The 25,098-nt window shown below is 41.5% G+C and carries 27 protein-coding genes, 1 pseudogene and 1 other annotated feature; of the genes and pseudogenes, 8 read left to right on the forward strand and 20 right to left on the reverse strand.

The window, feature by feature from the left end:
• The first annotated feature begins 142 nt into the window (after positions 1-142).
• The gene (locus BMZ78_RS06590; RefSeq protein ID WP_093228967.1) at positions 143-730 is read left to right on the forward strand and encodes a carbohydrate-binding protein; all 588 of its coding nucleotides are present in this window, start codon (positions 143-145) and stop codon (positions 728-730) included.
• A 38-nt stretch (positions 731-768) separates the two neighbouring features.
• Here the strand turns inward: BMZ78_RS06590 and dcd are convergent, their stop codons facing one another.
• Entirely contained in the window at positions 769-1,326 is a 558-nt protein-coding gene (gene dcd, locus BMZ78_RS06595; RefSeq protein WP_093228968.1) for a dCTP deaminase, read from the reverse strand.
• A gap of 333 nt (positions 1,327-1,659) precedes the next feature.
• Here dcd and BMZ78_RS06600 point away from each other — a divergent pair, with 333 nt between their 5' ends.
• A complete protein-coding gene (locus tag BMZ78_RS06600; protein ID WP_093228970.1) occupies positions 1,660-2,856 on the forward strand; it encodes an ornithine--oxo-acid transaminase in 1,197 nt (398 codons plus the stop codon).
• Positions 2,857-2,937: 81 nt separating this feature from the next.
• On the opposite strand, the gene BMZ78_RS06605 is transcribed toward BMZ78_RS06600, so the two are convergent.
• The 10 genes from BMZ78_RS06605 to BMZ78_RS06645 form a co-directional block, all read right to left on the reverse strand.
• Positions 2,938-3,564, reverse strand: a complete 627-nt coding sequence (locus BMZ78_RS06605) for a helix-hairpin-helix domain-containing protein (protein WP_093228971.1) — start codon at positions 3,562-3,564, stop codon at positions 2,938-2,940.
• A 108-nt stretch (positions 3,565-3,672) separates the two neighbouring features.
• Entirely contained in the window at positions 3,673-3,822 is a 150-nt protein-coding gene (locus tag BMZ78_RS18720; protein ID WP_175482337.1) for a hypothetical protein, read from the reverse strand.
• A gap of 109 nt (positions 3,823-3,931) precedes the next feature.
• Positions 3,932-6,394 (reverse strand): leucine--tRNA ligase, encoded by a 2,463-nt coding sequence (leuS, locus tag BMZ78_RS06610; protein ID WP_093228973.1) that lies wholly within the window; start codon positions 6,392-6,394, stop codon positions 3,932-3,934.
• 69 nt (positions 6,395-6,463) lie between these two features.
• Positions 6,464-6,709 (reverse strand) — a binding site (T-box leader).
• 110 nt (positions 6,710-6,819) lie between these two features.
• Positions 6,820-7,167 carry a ribosome silencing factor gene (gene rsfS, locus BMZ78_RS06615; protein ID WP_425263920.1) on the reverse strand — a complete coding sequence of 116 codons (348 nt, stop codon included), beginning with the start codon at positions 7,165-7,167 and terminating at the stop codon, positions 6,820-6,822.
• A gap of 57 nt (positions 7,168-7,224) precedes the next feature.
• Positions 7,225-7,803 carry a bis(5'-nucleosyl)-tetraphosphatase (symmetrical) YqeK gene (yqeK, locus tag BMZ78_RS06620; protein ID WP_093228976.1) on the reverse strand — a complete coding sequence of 193 codons (579 nt, stop codon included), beginning with the start codon at positions 7,801-7,803 and terminating at the stop codon, positions 7,225-7,227.
• On the reverse strand, positions 7,793-8,377 hold the full coding sequence (locus BMZ78_RS06625; protein WP_093228977.1) for a nicotinate-nucleotide adenylyltransferase: 585 nt from the start codon (positions 8,375-8,377) through the stop codon (positions 7,793-7,795). Before BMZ78_RS06625 ends, yqeK begins: the two co-directional genes overlap by 11 nt.
• Before the next feature lie 3 nt (positions 8,378-8,380).
• The gene (aroE, locus tag BMZ78_RS06630; protein WP_425263918.1) at positions 8,381-9,244 is read right to left on the reverse strand and encodes a shikimate dehydrogenase; all 864 of its coding nucleotides are present in this window, start codon (positions 9,242-9,244) and stop codon (positions 8,381-8,383) included.
• Between the two features lie 56 nt (positions 9,245-9,300).
• Positions 9,301-10,407: a ribosome biogenesis GTPase YqeH gene (gene yqeH / locus BMZ78_RS06635; protein WP_093228980.1), complete on the reverse strand. Its 1,107-nt coding sequence runs from the start codon at positions 10,405-10,407 to the stop codon at positions 9,301-9,303.
• Positions 10,404-10,925: a YqeG family HAD IIIA-type phosphatase gene (locus tag BMZ78_RS06640; RefSeq protein ID WP_093228982.1), complete on the reverse strand. Its 522-nt coding sequence runs from the start codon at positions 10,923-10,925 to the stop codon at positions 10,404-10,406. Before BMZ78_RS06640 ends, yqeH begins: the two co-directional genes overlap by 4 nt.
• Positions 10,926-11,065: 140 nt before the next feature.
• Positions 11,066-11,536 carry a glutathione peroxidase gene (locus tag BMZ78_RS06645; protein ID WP_093228983.1) on the reverse strand — a complete coding sequence of 157 codons (471 nt, stop codon included), beginning with the start codon at positions 11,534-11,536 and terminating at the stop codon, positions 11,066-11,068.
• 246 nt (positions 11,537-11,782) lie between these two features.
• On the opposite strand from BMZ78_RS06645, the gene BMZ78_RS06650 reads away from it, so the two are divergent.
• Positions 11,783-13,000, forward strand: coding sequence for an MFS transporter (locus BMZ78_RS06650; protein WP_093228985.1), 1,218 nt, complete (start codon positions 11,783-11,785; stop codon positions 12,998-13,000).
• A gap of 46 nt (positions 13,001-13,046) precedes the next feature.
• Here BMZ78_RS06650 and BMZ78_RS06655 read toward each other — a convergent pair whose 3' ends face one another.
• The 5 genes from BMZ78_RS06655 to BMZ78_RS06675 form a co-directional block, all read right to left on the reverse strand.
• Positions 13,047-13,835: a sporulation protein gene (locus BMZ78_RS06655; protein WP_093228986.1), complete on the reverse strand. Its 789-nt coding sequence runs from the start codon at positions 13,833-13,835 to the stop codon at positions 13,047-13,049.
• Positions 13,836-14,038: 203 nt separating this feature from the next.
• Complete coding sequence (locus tag BMZ78_RS06660) at positions 14,039-14,629, reverse strand: DedA family protein (RefSeq protein ID WP_093228988.1); 591 nt, start codon at positions 14,627-14,629, stop codon at positions 14,039-14,041.
• Between the two features lie 163 nt (positions 14,630-14,792).
• Positions 14,793-15,236 (reverse strand): NADAR family protein, encoded by a 444-nt coding sequence (locus BMZ78_RS06665; RefSeq protein WP_093228989.1) that lies wholly within the window; start codon positions 15,234-15,236, stop codon positions 14,793-14,795.
• A gap of 79 nt (positions 15,237-15,315) precedes the next feature.
• Positions 15,316-16,413: a M24 family metallopeptidase gene (locus BMZ78_RS06670; RefSeq protein ID WP_093228991.1), complete on the reverse strand. Its 1,098-nt coding sequence runs from the start codon at positions 16,411-16,413 to the stop codon at positions 15,316-15,318.
• A 420-nt stretch (positions 16,414-16,833) separates the two neighbouring features.
• The gene (locus tag BMZ78_RS06675) at positions 16,834-17,328 is read right to left on the reverse strand and encodes a Crp/Fnr family transcriptional regulator (protein ID WP_093228992.1); all 495 of its coding nucleotides are present in this window, start codon (positions 17,326-17,328) and stop codon (positions 16,834-16,836) included.
• A 115-nt stretch (positions 17,329-17,443) separates the two neighbouring features.
• Here BMZ78_RS06675 and hmpA point away from each other — a divergent pair, with 115 nt between their 5' ends.
• Together hmpA and BMZ78_RS06685 are read left to right on the forward strand one after the other, a co-directional pair.
• Positions 17,444-18,670: an NO-inducible flavohemoprotein gene (gene hmpA, locus BMZ78_RS06680; RefSeq protein WP_093229026.1), complete on the forward strand. Its 1,227-nt coding sequence runs from the start codon at positions 17,444-17,446 to the stop codon at positions 18,668-18,670.
• 130 nt (positions 18,671-18,800) lie between these two features.
• A complete protein-coding gene (locus tag BMZ78_RS06685; RefSeq protein WP_245739759.1) occupies positions 18,801-19,733 on the forward strand; it encodes an EamA family transporter in 933 nt (310 codons plus the stop codon).
• Between the two features lie 136 nt (positions 19,734-19,869).
• Here BMZ78_RS06685 and BMZ78_RS06690 read toward each other — a convergent pair whose 3' ends face one another.
• The gene (locus BMZ78_RS06690; protein WP_093228994.1) at positions 19,870-20,232 is read right to left on the reverse strand and encodes a VOC family protein; all 363 of its coding nucleotides are present in this window, start codon (positions 20,230-20,232) and stop codon (positions 19,870-19,872) included.
• 82 nt (positions 20,233-20,314) lie between these two features.
• Between BMZ78_RS06690 and BMZ78_RS06695 the strand changes: the two genes are divergently transcribed.
• Both BMZ78_RS06695 and BMZ78_RS06700 read left to right on the forward strand, forming a co-directional pair.
• On the forward strand, positions 20,315-20,965 hold the full coding sequence (locus tag BMZ78_RS06695; RefSeq protein ID WP_093228995.1) for an alpha/beta family hydrolase: 651 nt from the start codon (positions 20,315-20,317) through the stop codon (positions 20,963-20,965).
• A 303-nt stretch (positions 20,966-21,268) separates the two neighbouring features.
• Positions 21,269-21,868, forward strand: a complete 600-nt coding sequence (locus tag BMZ78_RS06700) for a hypothetical protein (RefSeq protein ID WP_093228997.1) — start codon at positions 21,269-21,271, stop codon at positions 21,866-21,868.
• A 69-nt stretch (positions 21,869-21,937) separates the two neighbouring features.
• Here BMZ78_RS06700 and BMZ78_RS06705 read toward each other — a convergent pair whose 3' ends face one another.
• On the reverse strand, positions 21,938-23,080 hold the full coding sequence (locus BMZ78_RS06705; protein ID WP_245739760.1) for an acyl-CoA dehydrogenase family protein: 1,143 nt from the start codon (positions 23,078-23,080) through the stop codon (positions 21,938-21,940).
• 137 nt (positions 23,081-23,217) lie between these two features.
• On the opposite strand from BMZ78_RS06705, the gene BMZ78_RS06710 reads away from it, so the two are divergent.
• The gene (locus BMZ78_RS06710) at positions 23,218-24,216 is read left to right on the forward strand and encodes an extracellular catalytic domain type 1 short-chain-length polyhydroxyalkanoate depolymerase (RefSeq protein WP_093229000.1); all 999 of its coding nucleotides are present in this window, start codon (positions 23,218-23,220) and stop codon (positions 24,214-24,216) included.
• A 105-nt stretch (positions 24,217-24,321) separates the two neighbouring features.
• Here the strand turns inward: BMZ78_RS06710 and BMZ78_RS06715 are convergent.
• Both BMZ78_RS06715 and BMZ78_RS19460 read right to left on the reverse strand, forming a co-directional pair.
• Positions 24,322-24,615, reverse strand: a pseudogene (locus tag BMZ78_RS06715) (sigma-70 family RNA polymerase sigma factor); the annotation flags it as partial.
• A 276-nt stretch (positions 24,616-24,891) separates the two neighbouring features.
• Positions 24,892-25,098 (reverse strand): hypothetical protein (locus BMZ78_RS19460; RefSeq protein ID WP_341849627.1); only part of this gene is annotated, 207 nt, incomplete at its 5' end.

Raw genomic sequence — 25,098 nt, forward strand, 5'->3', positions numbered from 1 at the left:
CCTGTTCCAGTTGAATCACTTTTTGCTCATTTTTATAGAGCGGGATTGAAACGGATAAGAAAAACCAGCATATAACGAATACTTTGTCAACAAGCTGTATTTTTTATTTAAATTTTTATATCAAAAGGAAAGGGGTTTCAATTTGAACAAGCAGAAGCGTCCTCAAACGAAAGTAGTGCCTGTCCATACTGAACTTCGCAGAAAAAGACCTCCCAAAAAACAGCTTCCCATTTGGATTGGAGTTGGAGCCATTGCTGTTCTTTTACTCGCTATAGGCACCCTATACATATTTTCATCTTCAGAATCAAAAGATCCGAAGCCAAAAGCCTATGGAGATCCACCACCGCCCAAAGCAAAGCCAGATGGCAGTTCTTCTGAACTTCCACCTTTGTTTACAACTGAGAAAAAACAAAAAGAAGAGCAGCAGTCCGAAGTCAAAAAAGAGCAACCCAAACAGCCTGAACAGAGAGAAAAAACATCAATCAAACCTCAGCCAGACAAACCGCCAACAGAGCAACCAGCTTCAACGCGTCCAAAAAACGAAGACAATCGTAATGAAAATCGTCCACAAACAAAACCATCAATAAAACCTTGGGATCCAAATAAAGAATACCATGCTGGCGATAAGGTAATGTATGAAGGTACCATCTACCAAGCCATCCACGGAAATAAAAGTAAAGAACCTGACCGTTATACCTATATATTCTGGAAATATGCAGAAAGCCCATAACTTTGCCATAAGCAAAATCATGGGCCTCTTTTTTTGCATTAAACCTTTGGCAGAGTGATCCCTACCTGATGTTGATACTTTCCCTGTTTGTCCCGATAAGAAACTTCACAGATTTCATCGCTTTCCAGGAACAAAACCTGACACAGACCCTCATTGGCATAAATTTTTGCCGGGAGGGGTGTGGTATTGGAGATTTCCAAAGTTACATAACCTTCCCAACCTGGCTCAAATGGGGTGACATTGGTAATGATGCCACAACGGGCATATGTTGATTTCCCAACACAGATCGCCAACACATTTTCCGGAATACGAAAATATTCAACGGAACGTGCCAATGCAAAAGAGTTAGGAGGGATAATACAAACATCCCCCTTAAAATCAATAAATGAGTCCGTGCTGATGTTTTTGGGATCAATCACAGAGTTCAAGGCATTATGAAAAATCTTGAACTCATCAGCCACACGCAAATCATATCCGTAACTGCTTAATCCAAAACTGACAGCCTCGCCCTTTCCCACATTTCGATCGACAAATGGTTCAATCATCTTATATTCCACTGCCATTTTGCGAATCCATTTATCTGACTTAATCGCCATCTCTCGAATCCCCTCTATCTTCATTTGAGCATCATTTTTTCTCTTTTCATTTTACATGACGAGTCCCCCGATACAATATGCCATTTTTTGCGTGAATCAGCAAAAAAGTGACAACCTTTCACTTGCATGTATATACATTGCCGTTTCTTGGATACGTTAAAAGCAAATAAATCGAACTTATTATGGATCTATAGCCGTAAAGAAATATAGATTTAATTTTTCATTTTAAATAAATACACCCTTTCGTGTAAACATACATTTAGTTGATTTCTAACATTTTACAACTTACAATATGGAAGGGAAACCAAGCAGAATAAGGAGGATAAGATACATATGTCTAAAAATCAGGCCTTGATTGAATTGACAGATAAATATGGTGCGCGAAATTATCATCCACTCCCCATCGTTTTATCCAAGGGAGAAGGTGTTTGGGTAGAAGATGCAGATGGCAACCGCTATATGGACATGCTTAGTGCTTATTCCGCTTTAAACCACGGACATCGCCATCCTCGATTGATTCAAGCCCTTAAGGATCAAGCCGATAAAATCACTCTAACTTCACGCGCTTTCCACAACGATCAACTCGGTATTTTCTATGAAAAAGTAGCGGAAATCACGGGTAAAGAAATGGTTCTCCCTATGAACACCGGCGCAGAAGCTGTTGAGACCGCCGTCAAAGCAGCTCGCCGTTGGGCTTATGATGTGAAAAAAATACCAGATAATCAAGCGGAAATCATTGTCTGTGAAAACAACTTCCACGGTCGCACGACAACCGTCATCTCTTTCTCCTCCGACGACGAATACAAACGTGGTTTTGGCCCCTTTACACCTGGATTCAAAATCATTCCATATGGAGATATTGAAGCACTGAAGCAAGCGATCACACCCAATACCGCAGCCTTTATGCTAGAGCCGATTCAAGGTGAAGCAGGTGTCATCGTTCCACCAGAAGGCTATTTGAAAGCAGCCTATGAATTATGTAAAGAAAACAATGTTCTTTTCATTGCCGATGAAATTCAAACCGGTTTCGGACGTACCGGTCAACCTTTCGCTTGCGATTGGGAAGGTGTAAAACCTGATATGTACATCATGGGTAAAGCATTGGGTGGCGGTGTCATGCCCATTTCTGCTGTTGCTGCAGATAAAGAAATCCTTGGCGTATTTGATCCAGGTTCACACGGTTCCACTTTTGGCGGTAATCCACTCGCTTGTGCTGTCGCCATTGCTGCACTTGACGTGTTGAAAGAAGAAGAGTTGCCAAGACGCTCTCGTGAGCTGGGTGAATACTTCATTCAGGAACTGCGCAAAATTGAAAACCCTGTCATTAAAGAAATCCGCGGAAAAGGGTTATTTATTGGTATGGAGCTTTATGAGAAGGCTCGCCCATATTGTGAACAGCTCATGAAAGAAGGACTTCTCTGTAAAGAGACCCATGAAACGACCATCCGTTTCGCTCCACCCCTTACCATCACCAAAGAAGAACTGGATTTGGCATTAGAGAAAGTACGTAAAGTGATGGCCGTAAAATAATAGCCACTCCCAAAACGACACCCTTTCTGTAAAAAGAGGGTGTCATTTTTTACCCAAAAAATGGATTCGATCAGATAATTTTTACACCGTAATCTGATCACGAAACTTTTGCAGTGTTTTCTCTCCGATTCCAGGTACTTTTGTCAGATCATCAATACTCCGAAATGCCCCATGTTCTTCTCTGTACTTGACAATTGCCTCTGCCTTGGACGGTCCCAAACCATCCAATTTCTCCAAATCCTGAATGGTTGCTGTATTAATATTAATCTTCCCTGACTTTGTGCCCGATTCATTAGCTCCATTTGATGCCTGTCCTACAACAGGAACCATCTCTCCCTTTCGAGGAATATAGATCACCATACCATCTGTTAACATTTGTGCCAAATTGACTTGACTGAGATCTGCCTGTTCATTTGCACCTCCTGCTTTTTCCACAACCTGATACACTCGCGCAGGTGCCTGCATCTCATAGATCCCCGGCTTTTGCACTGCCCCTTTCAGATCAACGACCAACTTTTCCGTCTTGGATTTGGCTTCCCTGGACTCCTTCTTCTCAGTCACCAGAGGACTATATGGTTGTAATGTTTTTTCCTTCGTTTTTGAATCAGAATTATCTGCAAAAACAAGCGTCCCAATGGCCACAACGCTAACAATCACCAAAGCGATTAACAGTTTTTTCTCACGGGGTGTCCAGTCAAATGAAATCATGTCCAATCACCTTTATCCATCTATTCCATTTATTCCCATTATATAAAATCGATAAAAAACAACAAGTGCCTTATTGATTTAAAAGCCTTGTTGTTTTATCTCCAACCATTAAGTAGCCGGAAAGTCAGGGCCTTTCACTTTCTTCTCCTTATTGGCTTCTACTGCTTCTCCTAAAGGTGTTCCTTTACGAGCCAAATACTCATCCCTTGCTTTACTTGTACCCTCAGAATGGATCGCGCTTTGCTTTTCTTTTTTCATCCTGTATTCTCCCTTCTATGATTTTAATATGGATCATATGGAACAAAACATTCATCGTAAGCAGCCATAAAAAAACCCCAGATCCAAAACATGAATCTGGGGGTCGTCATCAGCTTACGACAATATTAACCAATCTGCCTGGTACCACAATGACCTTCCGCACTGTTTTACCTGTAATCAATTGCTGAATTTTTTCTTGAGATAATGCTTGTTTTTCTATTTCGATTCGATCAGCTTGAGCGGGAACCACCAATTTTTCCTTTACTTTGCCATTGATCTGTACTACAATTTCCACTTCATCCTGAACCAGTGCCTCCGGATCATAGGAAGGCCAGGAAGCCAGATGTACACTACCTTCCTTGCCCATCACGGACCACAATTCCTCCGTGATATGCGGGACAAACGGAGCCAACAGAATGACCAGTGTTTCCAACGCTTCCTTAAAAATGCGACGATCGGCTTCCGCTGGATAGCTATACAAGCCATTGACCAGCTCCATGATTGAACTGATTGCAGTGTTGAAGTGATTACGTTCACCGATTTCATGGGTTACCTTCTTGATGGTTTGATGCAGGAGACGGCGCAACTCTTTCGCATGCTTATCTTCTTTGCCAGCTGGAATGTCCTGCTTAAACAGTTCCTCGTTTTGAACGACCAAGCGCCATACACGATTCAAGAATCGATAGCTGCCTTCAACTCCCGCATCATTCCAGTCCAAATCACGATCCGGTGGTGCTGCAAACAGGATAAACAAGCGAGCTGTATCCGCTCCATATTTATCAATAATCTCCAACGGACTTACGACATTCCCTTTTGACTTGGACATTTTTGCTCCATCTTTCAACACCATTCCCTGAGTGAGCAAGCTGTTGAATGGCTCATCTACCGAGATCATGCCTGCATCATACAATACCTTGGTAAAAAAGCGCGAATAGAGCAAGTGCAAGACGGCATGTTCAATTCCACCAATATATTCATCCACTGGCAACCATTTATCCACTTTTTCCCTGTCAAAAGGCTGCTCGTCATTTTTTGCATCAGTATAGCGCAAGAAGTACCAGGAAGAGTCTACAAAAGTATCCATGGTGTCTGTCTCTCTTCGGGCTTGCTTGCCACAGTTTGGACAAGTGGTATTCACAAAAGACTCGGAAGTCGTCAATGGGTTGCGCTTTCCATCAAATACAACGTCTTCTGGCAAGAGGACAGGCAAATCTTCTTTCGGAACCGGTACCACGCCGCAACTATCACAATAAATGATCGGAATCGGAGTACCCCAATAACGCTGACGCGAAATGAGCCAATCACGCAAACGATAATTGACGGTCGGCCCACCTTGCCCTTTTTCTGCCAAATGGTTGGCGATCGCCTTCAAAGCCTCGCGATTGGGCATGCCATCAAACGGGCCAGAATTTACAAGTACACCATCTTCTGTAAATGCTTCTGTCAATGATTCCACTTCTAATGTGCCATCATTTGGCTGGATGACCACTTTGATCGGCAAGTGATATTTCTTCGCAAACTGAAAGTCCCGTTCATCATGGGCAGGTACTCCCATCACTGCACCTGTACCATAATCCACTAATACATAGTTCGCTACCCAAATCGGGATCTTTTCACCTGTCAATGGATGTTTGGCATAGGCCCCCGTAAAGTAACCCACTTTCTCCGCATCTGTCGAGGTGCGTTCAATCTCCGTTTGTTTTTTCATCTCTTCAATGAACTGAAGTATTTCGGCTTCCTGCTCTTTTCCTCGAATCAACTGCGGTACCAATGGGTGCTCGGGAGCTAGCACCATATAAGTAACACCATACAAGGTATCTGGGCGTGTCGTAAACACAGTTACCTGTTCTTCGTTTAATTCCGGAATGGTAAAGACGACATGGGCCCCTTCACTTTTGCCGATCCAATTTCGCTGCATGGCTTTTACTTTATCTGGCCACTTTGGAAGACGATCCAATCCTGTGAGTAGCCGTTCTGCATAATCTGTAATCCGGAAGAACCATTGTTCCAATTCTTTTTTGGTTACTTCTGAATCGCAGCGCCAACATTTCCCGTCTTCAACCTGTTCGTTTGCCAGCACTGTACTACACTTTGGACACCAGTTGACAAACGCCTTTTTGCGATAAGCCAATCCCCGTTCATACAAGAGCAGAAACAACCACTGGTTAAATTTGTAATAATCGGGCATACAGGTCCCTACATATCGGTCCCAATCATAGGAAGCCCCAATCAATTTTTGTTCATTACGGATCCGCTCCATATTCTTGAGCGTCCATTCCCTGGGATTGACCCCACGTTGAATGGCTGCATTTTCAGCTGGCAATCCAAACGCATCAGCACCCATTACATGCAAAACACGATACCCATTCATTTTTCGAAAGCGGGCCACCACATCACCAATCGAATAGACGCGCATGTGTCCCATGTGCAACCCTTCGCCTGAAGGATACGGAAACTGCTCCAAAGCGTAATACTTGGGCTTGGATATGTCTTCTTCTGTCTGATGAATGCCGATTTTTTCCCAATGTGCCTGCCACTTGGTTTCGATTTCTTTGGCACTATATTCTCTCATACCAACTCCTCCTCTGCTTCTTAAAATTTCCCGTAAAACTATAAAAACCTCCCGCCCTCAGCCTTTTTAGCTAGGGACGAGAGGTTAGTTCACATTCCCGCGGTACCACCCTAATTAGTGTCTTTTGATGAAGGATATTCTCTCCACGAAAGACACTCTCTTAAATCCGATAACGGGGATGAGCCGCTAAAAAGTACTAACCTTTCCCTTTTAGAGCGATGAAGCGAGTTCATTTGCTTCCTCAGATTGGCTTGCACCAAACGCCAACTCTCTGAGCTGAGTCCACAAATTACTACTCTCCATCATGGCCTGTCAATATTTAATAAAAATTATATGAAGAAATGCAAACGGTGTCAATGGTCTTTCACCATCTTTTCGTCTATTTTTTCACAAATGTAACCAATGACCCGTTCACTCATACATGTTCACTGTACAAGTACTTGCTGAGCATCTCCCCACAAACGCTCCAAATCATAAAAATCACGCTCATCCTTGTGGAAAACATGAACAACCACATCACCGAGATCCATTAAAACCCAACGCGCATCACGTAATCCTTCTATACCTCGAATCAAGATGCCTTTCTCCTGGACCTTATCCTTGATGGCTTTGACGATTGCCTGTACCTGCGTTTGAGAGTTCCCATGGCAGATCACAAAGTAATCAGCAAATACAGACAATCCACGGATATCCAAAATGGTTACGTCTTGCGCCTTCTTCTCTTCGGCAGCGGTGGCTGCTACCTGCGCGATTTCCACTAGATTCAAAAAGATTCCTCCTTTTATCCTTTTGAACAAAAGATGTTTACTTCGTTGCTTGTTGCAAAGTGTTCACGACCTCTCTTGTAACATGACCTGTTCAAGGTAATAATTGCGCGTGATCAATGTCAATGGATAAACTTTCTGCCTTTTTTCAATCAGGAACGTAATCGTATTATCCAGCGATTGAAGGAGAGCTTGATCCATATTCGTTTTTGCCATTTGCCTTACTTTATCTATCCCAGGAAACTGACGTCCCGGTTCGATATAATCAGCCAAAAAAATGATTTTTTCCAGTGGGGACATGCCCGGACGCCCTGTCGTATGATAGCGGATCGCATTTAAAATGTCTTCATCTTCGATCGCCCATTCTTTTCTTGCAATTTCTGCGCCAACAGGACCATGCCACAACTCTTTATTGTACAGTAACAATTCTTCAGGTAAATTATTTTCTTTTATCTGAGCCATTAATTTTTCTGCTGGCCAAAACTTGCAGTAATCATGTAAAATGGCCGCCAATTCCACTTTTTGCAAATCCACTGATTCGCCCTCAGCCAAAGCCATGGCCGTATCTCGGACACGAAGCGTATGTTCCCAACGTGATAATGGCATTTGCTCTTTTGTAGCTTGGATGATTTGTTCAAGATTCATACAGCCGATACCCCTTTATATACTGATATACAGAATCTGGAACCAAATAACGAATAGACATTCCTCGCGCCAAGCGTTCACGAATATAAGTGGAGGAAAGATTCAGTTCCACGCTATCTGTTACCCAAATCACACGCTCCTCAATCCAAGAAGGCAAATGCTCTATTTGAATATCTGGACGACGGATACCCACGATTTGTGAGACTTCTAGTATTCTCTCTATTTTATACCAATTCGGCAAATCGTTCACCATATCTGCCCCGATGATTACATAAAATTGGGCATGCGGCTCTGCTTTCCGTAAAGATTCCAATGTACGGACCGTATAGGAAGGGCTGGGTAAATACAGTTCAATATCGGATAAATGAAAATATGGATGATCTTCAATCGCCAACTGAACCATTCTAAGACGGTGTTCGACTGGCGTAATCTTTTTATCCTGTTTATGCGGTGGAAACGCTGCTGGAGTAAACAACACCTGATCCAGCCCGACTGCTTCACGAGCCTGTTCAGCTACTAGTAAATGCCCGATATGAATCGGATCAAATGTACCTCCCATGATACCAACTCTCATGATTCACACTCTCTTCCCAGAAGCAGCCAGCGAAGATTCCAACACTTCCCTCATCAGCTGAATGGGCGCTTTTTTACCTAACCAAATTTCAAAAGCGATCGCAGCCTGATGTACAAGCATTCCCATACCATTGTGCACCCGCGCTCCACATTTCTTGGCTGCACAAAGCAAGGCGGTTTCTTTTGGATGGTAAATCAGATCACTGACAATCAGATTTTCATGTAGCCAATCTGTAGGAATGGGTGTCTCCGTGATCTTGGGTTCCATACCAACTGATGTCGTGTTAATGAGTAAAGTAGCTTTAGCAATCTCTTGATCTGCTGCTGCCAAATCAACGACTTGGATCTCTGTCCATTTGGATAAATGATGCGCCAGCTTTTCTGCTTTTTGTTTTGTACGATTCGCTATAGTGATCCTTTTTACTCCAGCCGTTGCCAGTGCATAACCAACTGCCCGTGCCGCTCCACCTGCCCCTAACATCACCACTTTCTGCTCAGAAAGTTCAATCGGGATTTCTTCTGTTAAGGAACGTAAATATCCAACTCCATCTGTATTATGTCCTACCCATTTTTCGCCATTTTGAACCACTGTATTTACAGCCCCAATTTCTTTTGCACTATCATCCAACTCATCCAAATAATTCATAATGGTTACCTTATGGGGAATCGTTACATTAAACCCGCGAAATTTCAACGCCTTCATTCCTGCCACAGCTTGTTCAAGCTGCGCTGGATCTACATCATAAGCCAAGTAAACAAAAGGAAGACCTAAATATTCACATGCGCGATTCATCATATCTGGCGACTTGGAATGTGCAACAGGATGGCCAATTAAACCCAAGGCTCCCGTTTTACTCGTTATTTGCAAAAGACTCACTCCTCTCCTGTTCCTAATGAAAGAAACGCCCTTTGCGGGCGTTCCCATTAGATAATCGCTGGCCGTACAACCACTTGAACTCCTTTTGGAGCCCATACTTCTACCAGTCCTTTTTCCTTGCCACAAGCTATCCAGCCCAAACCAGAAATCACAATATCCTGTTTTTCATGTCCTGGCAAGAAGAAACGATGTTTTTTCCAAGGAGGTAGTTGAGCTGGATCCTGGGGAGGCGAGAGCATTTTTCCATGGTGCTTCTCAAGAAAAGCATCTGCATTTTGCAATTTCGTTCGGTGCACATAGAGATGATTGGATACATAACAAACAAATGACTGACGCTCCCCTTCAATATAATCCATTCTCGCCAATCCACCAAAAAATAACGTCTGCTGATCATTTAACTGATAAATTCTCGGGTTTAACGGCTGTTTCGGAATCACCACATGCAGATCGGTAGGTCGGACCCACTCACTCAGACGGTCTTTCCTCACAATACCTGGTGTATCGATAATCGCTTTTCCATCATCCAGAGGAATCCGAATCGCATCCAAAGTGGTTCCTGGATAGGGGGATGTCGTAATGATTTCATCCAACTCAGCCACTTCTTTCAGGATACGATTAATGAATGTGGATTTTCCTGCATTCGTTGTTCCCACCACATACACATCTCGCCTATCCCGATATTTTTCGATGGCCTCCAGGGCTTCATCCATATGTATGCCTTTTTCCGCACTACAAAGAATAATATCAACCGGATAAATCCCCAATTCTTTTACATACTTACGTAACCAATCCTTTAATTTGCCCCATTTTGTGGACTTGGGAAACAGATCAATCTTATTTGCTAGAAGGAGCAATGGATTCTTCCCAATGTGACGATGAATCCCTGGAATCCAGCTCCCTGAAAAATCAAAGAGGTCAACGACCTGTACCACCAAACTGTCCGTCTCAGCGATTTCTGCCAGCTTGTGCAGGTAAATATCCGGATCCTGCTCAACTGGAGCAATCTCATTATAATGCCGAATCCGAAAGCATCGACGGCAGTAAACTTCTTCCCTTTCTTCCAAGACTTTGGGTGGTACATATCCCAATTGTGATGGATCCTCGGTTTGAATCACAATACCACAGCCATCACACCGGTACTCTTTATCACTCAATTCCCTTCCTCCCAACTAAGTAAGCCACGTTTCTTCATCCAACGAAATACCAATCGCTCAATCCGGCGATTCAGCCGTGTAAAAATGCCCTCTACATCGGATACAGGTACCACCAGAATCGTATAAAGTCCCATACGATTTCCCCCTAACACATCTGTCAATAACTGATCACCAATGACAACGGTTTCTTCTATTCTGGTTCCCAACTTTTCCAAAGCTTTGCGAAATGCTTGTGTCAGGGGTTTTTTCGCTGTATGGATAAATGGAATATTAAGCGGAACAGCAAATTTGGATACACGTGTTTTTGTATTATTGGAAACAATGATCACCTGAAATCCCATTTTTTTTATTTCATTTAACCACTCTATCAATCTCGGCGTTGCATCAGGACGAGTGGACTCCACAAGTGTATTATCCAGATCAACAATGATGGCTGTCACACCTCGTCGCTTTAATGCACCGAAATCAATAGTATAAATCGATTGAGCATATAAATCAGGTATGAACTTACTGAGCACGGAGTCCACCCCGTTTTCGTTCTTCTTTTCGGCAATTACTATAACATATGGAATACAGAGATTGCAAAATGGCGGAAGCGATTCAATTCTGTGGTATCGAGCAGATGATCAAGCCTTTGCAACCATTCACTTACTTGTTTTCACAACTCAGTTTCTACTGCTTTTACCAGCTCCGGATCCAGTGGATTGACACCACTTCGAAAGCGCCGAATCAATTTTCCTTGACTTGAGACCAGAAATTTTTCAAAGTTCCACTTCACATCGCCTTCTCCGTCTTGACTGGTTAACCATTGGTATAGCGGATGGATCTCCGATTCACGCACATGAATTTTATCAAATACCTCAAAAGTTACGCCATAGTTTACCTGGCAAAATTGTTGGATTTCTTCAATCGTCCCCGGTTCCTGTCCCCCGAAATCATTGCATGGAAAAGCTAAAATGCGTAATCCTTTTTCCCGGTATGTTTGATATAGCTTTTCAAGTCCCTCATATTGTGGGGTATAACCACATTGGGAGGCAACATTTACAATTAAAAGCGGATATCCCTTATATTCGGCCAATGATTTTTCCGATCCTTGCGCAGTTTTTACTTTGATATCATACAATGTCATTTTCTTTCATCCTCCATTCAACTTGTGATGATATCCATATTCCTCATTTCAAAAAAAGAAAACGAGCTTCTTGATCCATTGGGTATTCATTTTTCAATGAATCATTTATCTTGGCAAATTACTTGAAATTTTATAAAATATATATGATCTCGCCATATCAAAAAAGAAAGGAACATCGCCCATGTGATCGTCTGTCCATTTCTTTCACTTCCAAACAACTGAATATACCCTAAGGGAGAGAAAAAGATGAGGAAAAAACATTCCTTCTCCTACTTATGGACAGGGCAATCGTTAGCCAACCTGGGTGATGCTTTTTATACATTGGCTTTGGTTACCATTATCTATCAAAGTACTCACTCCACCTTTCTGGCAGCTTTGCTACCGATTATTCGAACTGTTTTCACTTCGATAAGCGGATTGCTGGCCCCTCTTATCTTGGACCGTTTTTCTTTGAAACACATCCTGATTATCTCCCAGTTTGGGCAAACCATTTTCCTTCTGGGATTAGTCTGGCTTTCTACCTATCCAGTCACTCTTTTTTTAACCTGGATCTGGTTCTTCATTGCAATCCTCGCATTTTTGGACGGTTGGACCAAGCCTGCTCGCAACTCCCTGATCCCTCGACTCGTGGAAAAAACAAAACTGGTAAAGGCAAACAGTTTCATTTCCACCACAGACAATATCTTGCTACTGGCTGGCTGGTCACTGGGTGGTATGGCGGTGGCTGCCTTTGGTGCCCGGCAAATCCTCTGGGGTACCCTTTCATTGTTTGTCATTTCCACCTTATCTCTGCTGTTCATAATGGATCCAGAAGAAAAAGAGCACATGCAAAAAGAAAACAATAACCACTTGGCCACTCTCAAAGAAGGATGGTCCATTATTCTCTCACACCCAGTACTCAGCCGGATGGCGATTGGGTACACGATCATGGGATTATCTTTCGGTGTTTGGTCAGGGGCCATACTGCTTACATTTGTGAATAAGGCGCTTCACCAAAATGAAGCATGGTGGGGATTTATCAATAGCAGCTATTTCGCTGGAACGATCATGGGTGGTATCGTTACTTATGCACTCTCCAAATGGATAGAAAAACATTTGGTATCGACGATCATCGCGGGATCCATTGTCTTCTCTGTATTTACTTTCGTCTTTGCGGGAATTTCCGTGCCCATCTTGAGTCTCATCCTTGTCTTTTTAACTGGACCCCCATTTGAAGCATTATTAAATGCAAGCAGAACCATCATTCAGACCTCTACATCACCTGCACAGCTTCCAAAAGTGAATGCTGCCTATTTTACCCTTGATTATGTCAGCTTCGGCTTATCTACGTTACTTATGGGAACACTTGCCGATTTGATGGAGATCCGTATGGTCTACGTGATAGCTGCACTCCTTAGTGCTATGCCTGCTCTACTTCTTATTCCGGTTAGAAAATACGAATACAAGACATTTGATCAAATCTAAAAAAAACGGGCCATTGGCTCGTTTTTTTACCATTGGCCATGTGATTTTAAAAGCGACGATTTGCATGCTGGCTAATCAGTTCATCAAACTTCTTCGCTAATTCTTTTTCATTTTGATTCAGATCATCTCTGCTTAACCGAACACGGACAAGTGTTTCATCCAGATTAAGCTGCTCTTCCAGCCATCCAGATACGCCTCTCGCTTTTCGATCCACTTCCAGAGCAACCTCCAATCCATTTTCCTCCAAATGAAAAACCAGCTCAATCTCATCCAGTTTATTCTGATATTTGCGTGTGTTCGGAACAAATTCAAATTCCTGGACAAAAGGCAAACGGCGGCGGAAATAAGGAGCGTACTCACAGTCGGCTTCGCGCAGTCGAAAACCACAATCAGATACTGCATTTAAAATTTTATCGATCCATGGATGTGGACGAACCTGAATTTGGTCGTTATCTTGAGCATCAAGACCATGTTTGATATCCAAATTGGTTTTAATCCAGACCATACAACTCCCCAGTGAAATAGGGGTATCTAAAGGAAGGCGAAATTGAAATGGAAAGCTTTTTTCCTCTCTAGGCAAAATCGTAAACCGATTTACAGCCCGAAAAGTCGTAATTTTCGATTCTTGATAGATGCGCTGATCATCTTTTTCCATGATATAACGTGTCATGACATATAAATCGATATCGTCGATGTCTTGCTTGACACTTCCACCACGAACATGAATGGTACCAGTAATAAGATCTCCAGGACAAAAAGTCGATTTGTCCAATACGGTATCAACTTCTGCTCCACCCACTCCCATACTTGCTGCAATACGCTTAAAAAAAGACATCCAATCACCTCTCGTTTTTTCAACTACATAACTATTATAACAATATATAATCATTTATAAAATAAATATATTTTCTGAATTAAACGAGCAAGGGGCTACCATGGGATGTTAAATAAAAAAGCGACACCTGATATAAAGTGTCGCTTAACCAAATACCTACTCTAAATTCCTGTTGCCTTCCGACTTTAACACCACTGGTTCTATCATCCTCGTTCAGATTGTTGTCTTTTTTTGCTTCTTTTTACAAATACCCAGACACCAACAGTGGCAACAAGAACAATGACAAGTATGATCCCCACGTGCTGTAGCGATCCCAGAAAATGATGAATTCGATCAATATTCCCAGAATGGCCGACAAATAACAAGATAACATTCCAAGGGAATACTCCCATATAAGTAAACAACAGATAGCGCCAAAAGTTTACATTACACATCCCAGAAATAAAAGAAATATAGTTCCCTATACTAAGTGGGCGTGAAAAAATAATACTCCATTCCCCATACTTTCGAAACCATTGTTGCGTTTTCTCAATCTTCTCTGGATCAAATTTCTTCTTTGTAAATTTCTCTAATTTTTTCCCAATCAAATAAGGAATCATGCTAAAAATAGAAAAAATAACCCCATTTGCCGCCCCGATCAAAACGAGTTGCCATGGTGAAGCCGGATACATCAGACCAAAAATAAGGACAACCCATGCTCCTGGAAAAGGTAAAGCAGATGCTTCAATCGCTGTGGCAACAAATAGTGCAATGATGCCATATTCTTTTATAAAATCAAGCAAATATTGCAGCATGCCCCCACTCCTTAATTACGAGCAAGAAGTCGTTCAACTGGAAAAGGAAAACCGGGTTTGTCAACGGCCTCAAGGATAAGGTTACTTTTCCTGTACAAAAGCCATAACTACGAGAAGTATATCACAAAAATAGCCGCTTCATATTTCAAATGGCCAAGGAAAGTTATGGTTTCCGCAATTCTTCTCTGATTTCCATCAAAATTTTTCCTAACATATTTTTCCCTTTTCCATCTGAGCCGCAACCCCAATATGTATCTTTTGTCGTTTTTTCGATAATTTCCTCATCGCCAGTAGAAAGCAAGAGTTCTTTTACATCTGGATGCGTCATCACTTTACAGCGAACCGCTTTTCGCATCACATCATCTTTTATTTTTTCCCAATCAGGACGAAGGGGTGCTTTTCTGGATCGCCCCAGTCTTGCTGCAACCATCGGCGAGGAAGCCAGACGGATTTTTTCACTATACGCTGGATCTGTCGTAATAAATTTTTGTGCTTGAAAATAATGTTCTGTTGTTGGCCATTTTTTACCATCTAATTCTATGGGATGTGGAGAAAAATTAGAAAAAGATCCATATTCTTCATTTATTCGATAAAAATAAATAGGCATGGCAATCCCTCTTTTGATATATGTCTTACTTTATTCATTATAATAAAAAAAAGCCCGCAAAAACGGCGAGCTCACCTATTTAAATAACTTGTAACTCTTTTGGAAATCTTGTTAACGTTTCATGTCCATCTTGTGTAATGACGACATCATCTTCGATCCGAACACCACAAATTTCCGGAACATAAATGCCTGGCTCCACCGTAAAAGTCATACCCGGCTGTAATACCTGATCATTTGTTCCATTTAAAGAAGGATATTCATGAACTTCCATTCCGAGCCCATGTCCCAAACGGTGAGTGAAATAGGCTCCAAATCCTGCCTCAGCAATAATGGATCTGGCCACTTGATCCAAATCCCCGATTCTGGTTCCAGGCTTACAATATTTCAGCGCTTCCAGTTGTGCATTTAGCACCGTTTCATAAATCTCCCGCTGCTTCTCATTCACGGAGCCAAAAGCAACCGTCCTTGTAATATCCGAACAATATCCTTTCCATTTTACACCTAAATCAAATAATACCATATCCCCTTTTTTCAGTTCATTTCGTCCAGGATGCCCATGCGGAAGGGACGTTTTTTCTCCAAATAACACCATCGTTGAAAAAGCCATGTCTTGGATTCCCTGTTTCTTGAGCTCCAGCTCAATTTGTGCCAGCACCTCCATTTCTGTAATACCTTCTTTGAGACAAGAGATTCCTACCTCCACTCCATAATCCGCCCATTTTCCTGCTTCCCGCATGATATGGATTTCTTCAGCGTTCTTGATCAAACGCAGTTCATTCAACTGTTCATCAATGGAAACAAATTGTGCCGAAGGAATCACTTGCTTTAATTGTTCAGCTCGCGCATAGGTCAGCTTTTCTTTTTCAATACCCATTTGAATGACCTGTTTTTGCAAACGTTTACTTAACTCGGCTCGAATCATTTCCCAAGGATTTTCTACATCATCATATCCAATAATCGTATAAGGCCAGCCAGTATTCTTCACTTCCCTCATTTCCAACAATGGGCAAATCAAAAAGGGGTCTCTTTCCGGAAAAATAAAAAGCCCGAGTAATCGTTCATGGGGATTGCACATAAAATGAGTAAAATAATAAATATTGGTTGGCGCATATATAAAAGCGACATCTACCTGTTGTTCGCGTAACCAGTTCATCATCTTTTCCATTCGCTGGTTCATGATCCTGTCTCCTTCACCAATAAAAGTGTATAAGAGTATTCTAACATTGGATTCCTTTAACAAACAACGAGTGAAAAAATCAGTGTTTAAAACAGTGTTGAAAGTGGTAAATAGCTTATTAACGTTACTTTTGTACGAGGAGTATGATCCATTGATTCAATCATAAACACCATGTAGAAAAGAGGCGAAGAATATGAAGCACAAAGGATATTTATGCGAATCTTGCGGCAAATTGACAGCTAAATACGAAGCACGTACCTTCCTCGAAGGTAAAAACCTGTTATTGTGTGCCAAGTGTTTAACTGAAATAAAGTCTTTATTGGAAACTCAAATCAGTAAAGATTATTACAACCACTCATACCAGGCTAAAAATTCATACTAATCCACTTCCCCCGTCTCCACAAAAGATCGGGGGATTTTTCATTTTAACTTTCGCAAATAACGATTTACCGTTTCACGGCTCATCCCCAAAAATTGTCCAATCTCCTCTTGAGTAAGTAATTCTTCAATGGGCTGATTCGGGCAATACTTTTGTAACCACTTGCGAAATAATGGAATTCTCTTGCTGGCTGGAACCGTAGTCAGACTCACCCGTTCTTGCATACGCACCAGATAATGCTCCAATAAACGGGCCAACTCATACTGCTTTGCTGGATTTTCCTTTACCTCCTTGTACCATTCTTCCGTATGAATCATTTCAACCTCACTGGTAATCACCGCACTCACTGTCGCAAAATATGGCTTGGGACTAAATAGGGAATGATGTGGAAAAATTTCGCCAGGAACCAATAAGTTCATCAATACACAATCTCCATCTTCCTGTAATCGCACTACTTTTAATAAACCACTTTTCAGCTTATATAAACCGCCTGTTTCTCCTTGGATAAACAAAACTTCCCCTTTGTGCAGAATCAAAGATTGTCACCTCTCCGCAAAACTATATGTGATTATTATCACAGATAAAATTAAAAAACAAAAGTATATTATTCTTATACAACACGATTTTTTTTGGAGAAAGGCTGTGAATTCGATGCTAAGCCCCAAAACAATCTCAATAATCAAGTCAACGGTTCCTGTTTTGAAAGAACATGGCGAAAAAATCACTACCCATTTTTATCAGACGATGCTTGCAGCACATCCCGAACTGAACAACATTTTTAACCAAGCACACCAAAAATTAAAAGATCAACCCCGTGCTTTGGCAGAATCCGTGTATGCAGCTGCTGCAAATATAGATCACTTAGAAAAACTTTTGCCTGCGATTGAACACATTTTTCATAAACATTGCAGTATAGGAATTCTGCCAGAACACTATCCCATTGTCGGTAAATATTTACTTCAGGCCATCAAAGATGTGCTCGGTGATGCCGCAACTGATGAAATCATCGAGGCTTGGCGTGAAGCTTATGGTGTACTTGCTGACATTTTTATCACGAAAGAAAAAGAACTATATAAACAGATGGAACAGCAACCGGGTGGATGGGCTGGATACCGTCCGTTTATTGTGGATAAAAAAGTGAAAGAAAGCTGTGTCATCACATCATTCTATCTCAAACCGGCAGACGGAAAGCCCATTGCTTCCTATCAACCTGGACAATATATCAGTATTCGCGTTAAAGCCCCAGACTATGAATACACCATGATTCGTCAATATAGCTTATCCGATGCACCTGGAAAAGATTATTACCGGATCTCTGTCAAAAGAGAAGACGGAACGGATCAAAAACCGGCTGGAATGGTTTCAACCTATCTTCATGAACAAATTCAGGAAGGAGATATTGTTGAGATTAGCGCTCCAGCAGGCATTTTCTACCTGGATCAGGAAAAAGAGACGCCTGTCGTCTTATTAAGTGGCGGTGTGGGAATGACTCCACTCATCAGTATGCTAAATACCATCGTAGAAAAACAACCTAACCGAAAAGTAACTTATATTCATGCCGCTATCAATAGTGAATATCATGCAATGGATGACCATGTGCGAACACTGGCCCAACAGCATGAAAACATCCAGTATTACGTGGTTTATGAAAAACCCACCGAAAAAGATCGTGCCCAACTGAACTTTGACAAAGAAGGATATGTGGATCAAAAGTGGCTAGCCTCCGTTCTTTCTACCACCGATGCTGACTTCTACTTCTGTGGTCCTGTACCTTTCATGCGGACCGTGAGACAAGCATTGGAAAACATGGGAGTTCCAGCTGATCGCATGCACTTCGAGCTTTTTGGATCAACTGGCGTAAATGTATTGGCAAAATAACATCGAGCAATCCCTCTTCCAATCAGCAGTAGCCTTGCCTACTGTGAATGGAAGAGGGTTTTTTATTGATTATTTAAATAGAATGCGATATATTGCATATAGAATGATATGAAAGAAAGGATAGATTTTTTTGACTAGAGAAATGGTTCGTCATTCTTCGCGCATAAAGGGAACCTTTATGGTTCTGTTTAGCTGCTCTTTATGGGGCATCTCCGGTTCGATGGTTCAATATCTTATCCAACATCATGGATTTGCACCAGATTGGTTAGTCACCATACGTCTGATCTTCTCAGGCATGATTCTACTCAGTTTTTCTTCGGCTTTTGGAAACAAACGCTCCATCTGGTCCATTTGGCAGTCCAAAAATGAGCGCTTTCCTTTATTGGTTTACTCGATCATGGGTATGCTAGGTGTTCAATATACCTTTTTTGTGGCAATCGAGAAAAGCAATATCGCTACTGCTACATTACTCCAATATTTAGGCCCTGTCTTTATTACCGTTTACCTTGCTTTGCTCTTGCGCCGATTACCCAGTAAAGCTGAAAATATCGCCTTGGTACTTGCTTTATTCGGTACTTTCTTTCTGATTACCAATGGCAACATCAGCAAACTGAATATTTCGGCAGAAGCAGTCTTTTGGGGCCTCTCATCTGCTGTTTTTCTTGCCTTTTATACCATTTATCCTGCCAAACTGATTCAACGCTGGGGAACGATGCTAGTAAATGGCTGGGGCATGCTTCTCGGGGGAATCACGCTCAGTTTTATCGCCCCCCCTTGGGAGATGCAGGGGGACATATCGCTTGAATCCATCCTCTTGCTCGTCTTCATTATCGTATTCGGGACAGCGATTCCTTTCTCGCTCTACACTTATAGCACTCTATACATCAAGCCAAATGAGACCAGCATCCTGGCCAGCTCTGAACCTCTCACGGCTGCTATCATTTCTGTTATTTGGCTTCAGGTATCTTTCGGATTATTTGAGTGGGTTGGCAGTTTTTGCATTATTCTAGCAACCATCATTTTGAGTCTCCAAAAAGAAAAAAGGCTTAAATCCCAAGATTAAGCGGATAAAAGCCACAACTGCAAATGAAAGCTCTTTGTTTAGGGAGAAAGTGAAAAATATACACACTACTTAAATATGGTTTCTCAATGTTAAAGTTGAGAAGCCTTTTTTCTAGATGGCTCGTACCAATAATCCTTTATCTTTTATGTTCCACATATTCCACAATGATACCATCTGGATGCTTCACGCGCATGTTCCAACCTGTGGGTACCTGTTTTGGTTCTACCAAAATTTGTGCCCCTTCCTTCAACAGTACTCTTTGTGCTTCCTCCATCGACTCTACCAGAACCGTTAACTGGATCGCCCGAAAAGGTTGAAGTGCCTCTTCTTTACCAGCAATAAGCAAAAATGATCCTACCTGAGCCAGTTCCAGACCGACTTGTGGATAAGAAAAACGTAAACTGCATTTTTCCTGCAACAATTGTTCATAAAAGGAAACCATCGAATCCAGTTGTTCTGAAGCCAGATAGATACGATGTAATATCTTTAATATTTTCATCAAAAACTCTCCTCTTTCTAATCATCTCAATATTATATTATATAATAAGATATTCATTATTTCGGATAAAGGAGTAAGAACTATGCAAACAGCTCAATGGATCGGAATCAAAGGTCATCCGATTACGTACACCTTTATACAAAATCAGGGAGACAAACATTCTCTATGCTTTATGTTTCCTGGTCGTGGTTATACCAACCATCACCCATTGCTTTACTTTGCAACCAAGATTTTATTACAGGCTCAAATCGATGTGATTCAAGTCCAATATCCATACCATCAAATGGCTGAATTTCAGAGTTTAGATTTAGAAAAACAACATGAATGGCTTAGTCAAGATATGAACGGACTCGTACAAACAATTTTGGATCAGCATCCGTATGAAGAGATCATCTTTCTGGGAAAATCTCTTGGCACTGTTCCCATCCTCCATACCCATAGCAAACTAAATTCATATGAAACAGCTAAATACATACTCCTTACCCCTCTCATTCATCTTGAACCACTTTACCAACAAATGCTTCAAATGGAGCAGAAAACGCTTTGTGTTATCGGGGACAAAGACCCTGTATACGACTTGACCAAAATGAACGCAATACGTACCAAACCGAATATCCAAGTTCTAGTCATCGAAAATGGAGATCATTCCTTAGAAATACCGACGGATATCAAACAATCGATCCTGATTTTAAAACAGATCATGAACCAAATCCAATTATTTATCGAAGACTAACAATGCAAAATTTCTTTTATCCAAAATGGGAACAGAGTTTCTCCATATTTAAACTTACAAATTACCTTCACATGGATATTCATTTTTGACTATAATAAGAAAATAAGAACATATTTTCGCATCTCGATTCATACCTGATTCAATCTAAAGCCCAGCCTCCATGATTTGGTATCGTAATGGTTATTACCTCCTTTCTTGCTATTTTTTCACAAAATGTTCATTGGCTTAATTATGAGAAAAAATTTAACATTATTTCTAGAGCTTATGTTTATTATAAATATTTTTATTAAGGAGGGTATTCTGTTGAACTTCTTGCAACTTGGCAAAAAGCTTTTTGTGGTTTCTCTCGTCAGTGTACTGTTAACAGGATGCAGTACCTTACTAAACTTGGCCAGCGATAATAAAGACAGCAAAAATACAAGCTCCAAAACAGAAAGCAGTGCTCAAAAAGCAAATGCTGATTCTGGCGATAGCAATAATAACAATAGTGAATCTGAAGGAAAAAAAGCAAATGAAACCTATGAAGAGATCGCCTATCAACCGATTAACTGGCTCATGGGTGCCCCAAAACGCCAGCCACATGGAGGCGTGTGGATTTATACCAAAGAGAAGCATCCAGGAAGCTTAGAGAATTCTTCTCTTGATTTTAATAAAAATGACTACTTACTCGTTCAAATCAGTGACAAAAAATACTTTGGCTATGATATGGATGTAACTGCCTTACAGATTATCAAGCCTGACCTTATCAGAATCGTGGTTAGACTTGAAAAGGACTCTTCATCCACTTCATCTGAACCACTGGCTCCTCGCCGCTATCTTGAAATCAAAAAAGGTGCGATCGATCCTGACAAAATGAAATTCATAGTTGAAACAGAACAAGGTGAAAAACTTAGCATTGACTAATCAGACACCCGTTTATAGGGTGTCCTATTCATTTCATACTTTTCTAGAACATATCCCTGTTTCTCCATTTCATTCTTCTCTTTCCTTCCACGCTTTTTGCGCCAGCATTCGAATCGTGGAATCATCCATCGGCGGATTGTGCAGGCCACCACGAACATCGCGATAATATCGCTCCAAAGGTAAAGAGCGATACAAACTGTGCCCTCCAACGATGCGCATCGCCATATCTACGATCTGACAGGCCGTATTCGTTACCACATACTTCACCGCTGCCAGATCTGGTTCCATCTCTTTTCTATCCTCTACATTTTCATCCCATCGTTTTGCAATGGAATGAAGTAGCGTTTGTGCTGTGAAATAAGCCAACTCCATCTCGCCGACCATTCGCTCAACATGGGGAAGTCCTTTAATCGAACCTTTGATACTATTTGGTGCATACTTCTCTGCAAACCTCAACGCCTCATTTTTAGCCGCCTTGGCGATCCCTAGGTAACAGGCTGGAATATGCAGCAACCAACCTTTTCCCATTTTGGCATTTCGTGATGAATCCATGATCTGAAGGAGCGCATCTTCAGGAACGAAAACATCATCAAAAATCACATCATGGCTGACTGTCCCACGCATTCCCAGAGTGTCCCATGTTTCATCAAAGCGAATGCCCGGCATGTCTTGACAAAGCAAAAATTCTCCAACCTCTTCTGTTTCTTTGATCGTTGCCGTAACCAGCAAAAAATCCAAAGCATAACTCATGCTTGCAAACGTTTTTCGTCCGGTAATTTTCCACCCCCCTTTTACTTTGTGCGCTGTTGTTTGCGGCTTGCCACCTCGTGACGGGCTGCCTGTCTCTGGCTCTGTCGCAATCCGATTGATCAGTTTTTTGGACTCGACAATTTCCTGACAAACACTCGCAAATTTCTCTTCGGGCCATAAGCGTTGCGTGGCCAATTCCATCAAAATTCCCAAATGCCATCCGAGCGATAGAGCAGTAGAGGCATCCCCTTCTCCCAAACATTCCAATAATCGCACAAGCGTATATAAAGAGATGGCTTGTCCGCCATATTCCTCAGGAACCGTTAAAGCTAGAAAACCAGCTTCTTTTAATTCAGCAAAGTTTTCTTCAGGAAAGATTCCTTTTCGGTCTACTTCAGCAGCTCGCAACGCAAACCGTTTGGATAACTCTTTGGCCATGCAAAGCAAATCCTCTGCACACATGGATTTAACACCTCTATCTTTCATTATGATCAATCTTGACATAAAAGTTAGATTATTCTTGTAACTCAATTGCAACCAGTTTGTATATGCATCCTATTATAATATAAGCGATTTCATTTTGTTTCGAGGTGAAGTGTATGGGCAAAGCCATTCCCATTCGTTTATCCCCATTTTTGATCATGCTTACCTTACTTTTTACACTTATCATCCCCTCCCCCATTTCGACTCATGCCTCCAGCTTTCTTACGAAAATATCCACTGATGGTCGCGTTTACAAACTCTATGTTCCCAGCAGTTATACTCCTGGTGAACCCCTTCCTTTAGTAATTATGTTACACGGCTGTACGCAATCCCCTGATGACTTTGCACGCGGGACGAAAATGAACCAATATGCCGAAACTTATCATTTTCTTGTAGCTTATCCCGAACAACCTACCTCCTCTAATGCCAACAAATGCTGGAACTGGTTTGATTCACAACATCAATCACGTGGTAAAGGAGAACCTGCCTCGATCGCTGGAGTCGTTCATCATATCCGTTCCCAATATAGCATTGACACAACCCGCATATATGCTGCAGGGTTGTCTGCCGGTGGAGCCATGAGTGTCATACTCGGTGTTACCTACCCTGATCTGTTTGCCGCAATCGGTGTCGGTAGTGGCTTGGAATACAAAGCAGCTACCAGTATATGGACCGCCAACATGGCCATGCTTTACGGTGGGCCCAATCCCAATCAACAAGGAACTTTGGCCTATCAGGCCATGGGATCATTTAAACGGGTAGTCCCCACTATCGTTTTCCATGGAACCAATGATTACGTCGTTTATCCGATCAATGGTAATCAAGTCATTTCTATGTGGGCACAAACCAATGACTTGGCTGCTGATGGTGTAGATAACGATCTGATGGACGATCAACCAGAATTGGTTGAAAACAAAAATGTACCTGGTGGCCGAACCTATACCAAATCTACCTATCAAGATCAAACAGGAAAAGTAATCTTAGAAAAATATATTGTCAATCAAATGGGGCATGCTTGGTCTGGTGGAGATAGCTCTGGCACCTACACAGACCCATCCGGACCAGATGCCAGCCTGATCATGTGGAACTTCTTCCAGTCTCATCCGAAAGATTAGGGAGAATATTGATGAATGGCTGCCGATTATTCTTAGTAGATCATGTTTTCACAAAAAAATCCCACTGAATCCTCTTCAGTGAGATCATGATACTTTATCCTTTTATCATCTCTTCTCTTTCGCCGATGTTGTACGATAATATTCATGAAACAGTTTTATCAATGCTCTTTTTTCGATCCGCGAAACATATGAACGCGAAATACCAAGTTCTTTGGCTATTTCGCGTTGTGTTTTCTCTTCTTCCCCATCCAGTCCAAAACGACTTCGAATCACTTCCTGTTCTCTTTTGTCCAAAATATGAATATGTTGGTATATTTTATTCTTTTCAATCTTCATTTGCACCAGATCAACCACTTCATCCCGATCGGTTCCCAGGATATCGGATAATGTGATTTCATTAACCTTTGGTTCTTATCTGTTTTCTGGCGATATAAAAGCGGCTTAAGGTTACAATAGAAAAAAACACCCAGATTTACCAGGTGGGTTGATATTGCAGAAGCTATTTCAAAAGTCGATCAATACACCACAGAATGATAGCAAGTAGGCAAAATACAATTCCACGTACCGTCTTCTGTCCACTGTTGCAATCTTCACCAAAGTAGTGTATTGCCTATGTATAAGTAAAATTTCTGACGGTTTCCTTTTTTCATTGTTATGTGCTTTAGATGATTAAATTTATTGTACATATAAATTTTTATTTAGGGATATCCTTTGGATAGAAAAAGCAAAAGGAGGGACTACCCATAAGCGTATTAGGCGGTAACGCACAAAAAGAGCCTTTACATTGTGGTGAAGTATTTGATCTATATACTTCATTAGCAGCAAACCAAGCGAAGGTTGCTGGATATCAGGTATTCGCAAATCATGCAGGTGACGATGATT

The sequence above is a fragment of the Thermoflavimicrobium dichotomicum genome (assembly GCF_900114055.1).
GTDB classification, from domain to species: Bacteria; Bacillota; Bacilli; order Thermoactinomycetales; family Thermoactinomycetaceae; genus Thermoflavimicrobium; species Thermoflavimicrobium dichotomicum.

Bases quoted from the DNA above. Each gene is read 5' to 3' on its own strand.
- dcd (WP_093228968.1), bottom strand. From the start codon at position 1,326: ATGGCGATTAAGTCAGATAAATGGATTCGCAAAATGGCAGTGGAATAT.
- BMZ78_RS06600 (WP_093228970.1), top strand. From the start codon at position 1,660: ATGTCTAAAAATCAGGCCTTGATTGAATTGACAGATAAATATGGTGCG.
- BMZ78_RS06605 (WP_093228971.1), bottom strand. From the start codon at position 3,564: ATGATTTCATTTGACTGGACACCCCGTGAGAAAAAACTGTTAATCGCT.
- BMZ78_RS18720 (WP_175482337.1), bottom strand. From the start codon at position 3,822: ATGAAAAAAGAAAAGCAAAGCGCGATCCATTCTGAGGGTACAAGTAAA.
- leuS (WP_093228973.1), bottom strand. From the start codon at position 6,394: ATGAGAGAATATAGTGCCAAAGAAATCGAAACCAAGTGGCAGGCACAT.
- yqeK (WP_093228976.1), bottom strand. From the start codon at position 7,803: ATGAATCTTGAACAAATCATCCAAGCTACAAAAGAGCAAATGCCATTA.
- BMZ78_RS06625 (WP_093228977.1), bottom strand. From the start codon at position 8,377: ATGAGAGTTGGTATCATGGGAGGTACATTTGATCCGATTCATATCGGG.
- BMZ78_RS06645 (WP_093228983.1), bottom strand. From the start codon at position 11,536: ATGACATTGTATGATATCAAAGTAAAAACTGCGCAAGGATCGGAAAAA.
- BMZ78_RS06650 (WP_093228985.1), top strand. From the start codon at position 11,783: ATGAGGAAAAAACATTCCTTCTCCTACTTATGGACAGGGCAATCGTTA.
- BMZ78_RS06655 (WP_093228986.1), bottom strand. From the start codon at position 13,835: ATGTCTTTTTTTAAGCGTATTGCAGCAAGTATGGGAGTGGGTGGAGCA.
- BMZ78_RS06660 (WP_093228988.1), bottom strand. From the start codon at position 14,629: ATGCTGCAATATTTGCTTGATTTTATAAAAGAATATGGCATCATTGCA.
- BMZ78_RS06665 (WP_093228989.1), bottom strand. From the start codon at position 15,236: ATGCCTATTTATTTTTATCGAATAAATGAAGAATATGGATCTTTTTCT.
- BMZ78_RS06670 (WP_093228991.1), bottom strand. From the start codon at position 16,413: ATGAACCAGCGAATGGAAAAGATGATGAACTGGTTACGCGAACAACAG.
- hmpA (WP_093229026.1), top strand. From the start codon at position 17,444: ATGCTAAGCCCCAAAACAATCTCAATAATCAAGTCAACGGTTCCTGTT.
- BMZ78_RS06690 (WP_093228994.1), bottom strand. From the start codon at position 20,232: ATGAAAATATTAAAGATATTACATCGTATCTATCTGGCTTCAGAACAA.
- BMZ78_RS06695 (WP_093228995.1), top strand. From the start codon at position 20,315: ATGCAAACAGCTCAATGGATCGGAATCAAAGGTCATCCGATTACGTAC.
- BMZ78_RS06705 (WP_245739760.1), bottom strand. From the start codon at position 23,080: ATGTGTGCAGAGGATTTGCTTTGCATGGCCAAAGAGTTATCCAAACGG.
- BMZ78_RS06710 (WP_093229000.1), top strand. From the start codon at position 23,218: ATGGGCAAAGCCATTCCCATTCGTTTATCCCCATTTTTGATCATGCTT.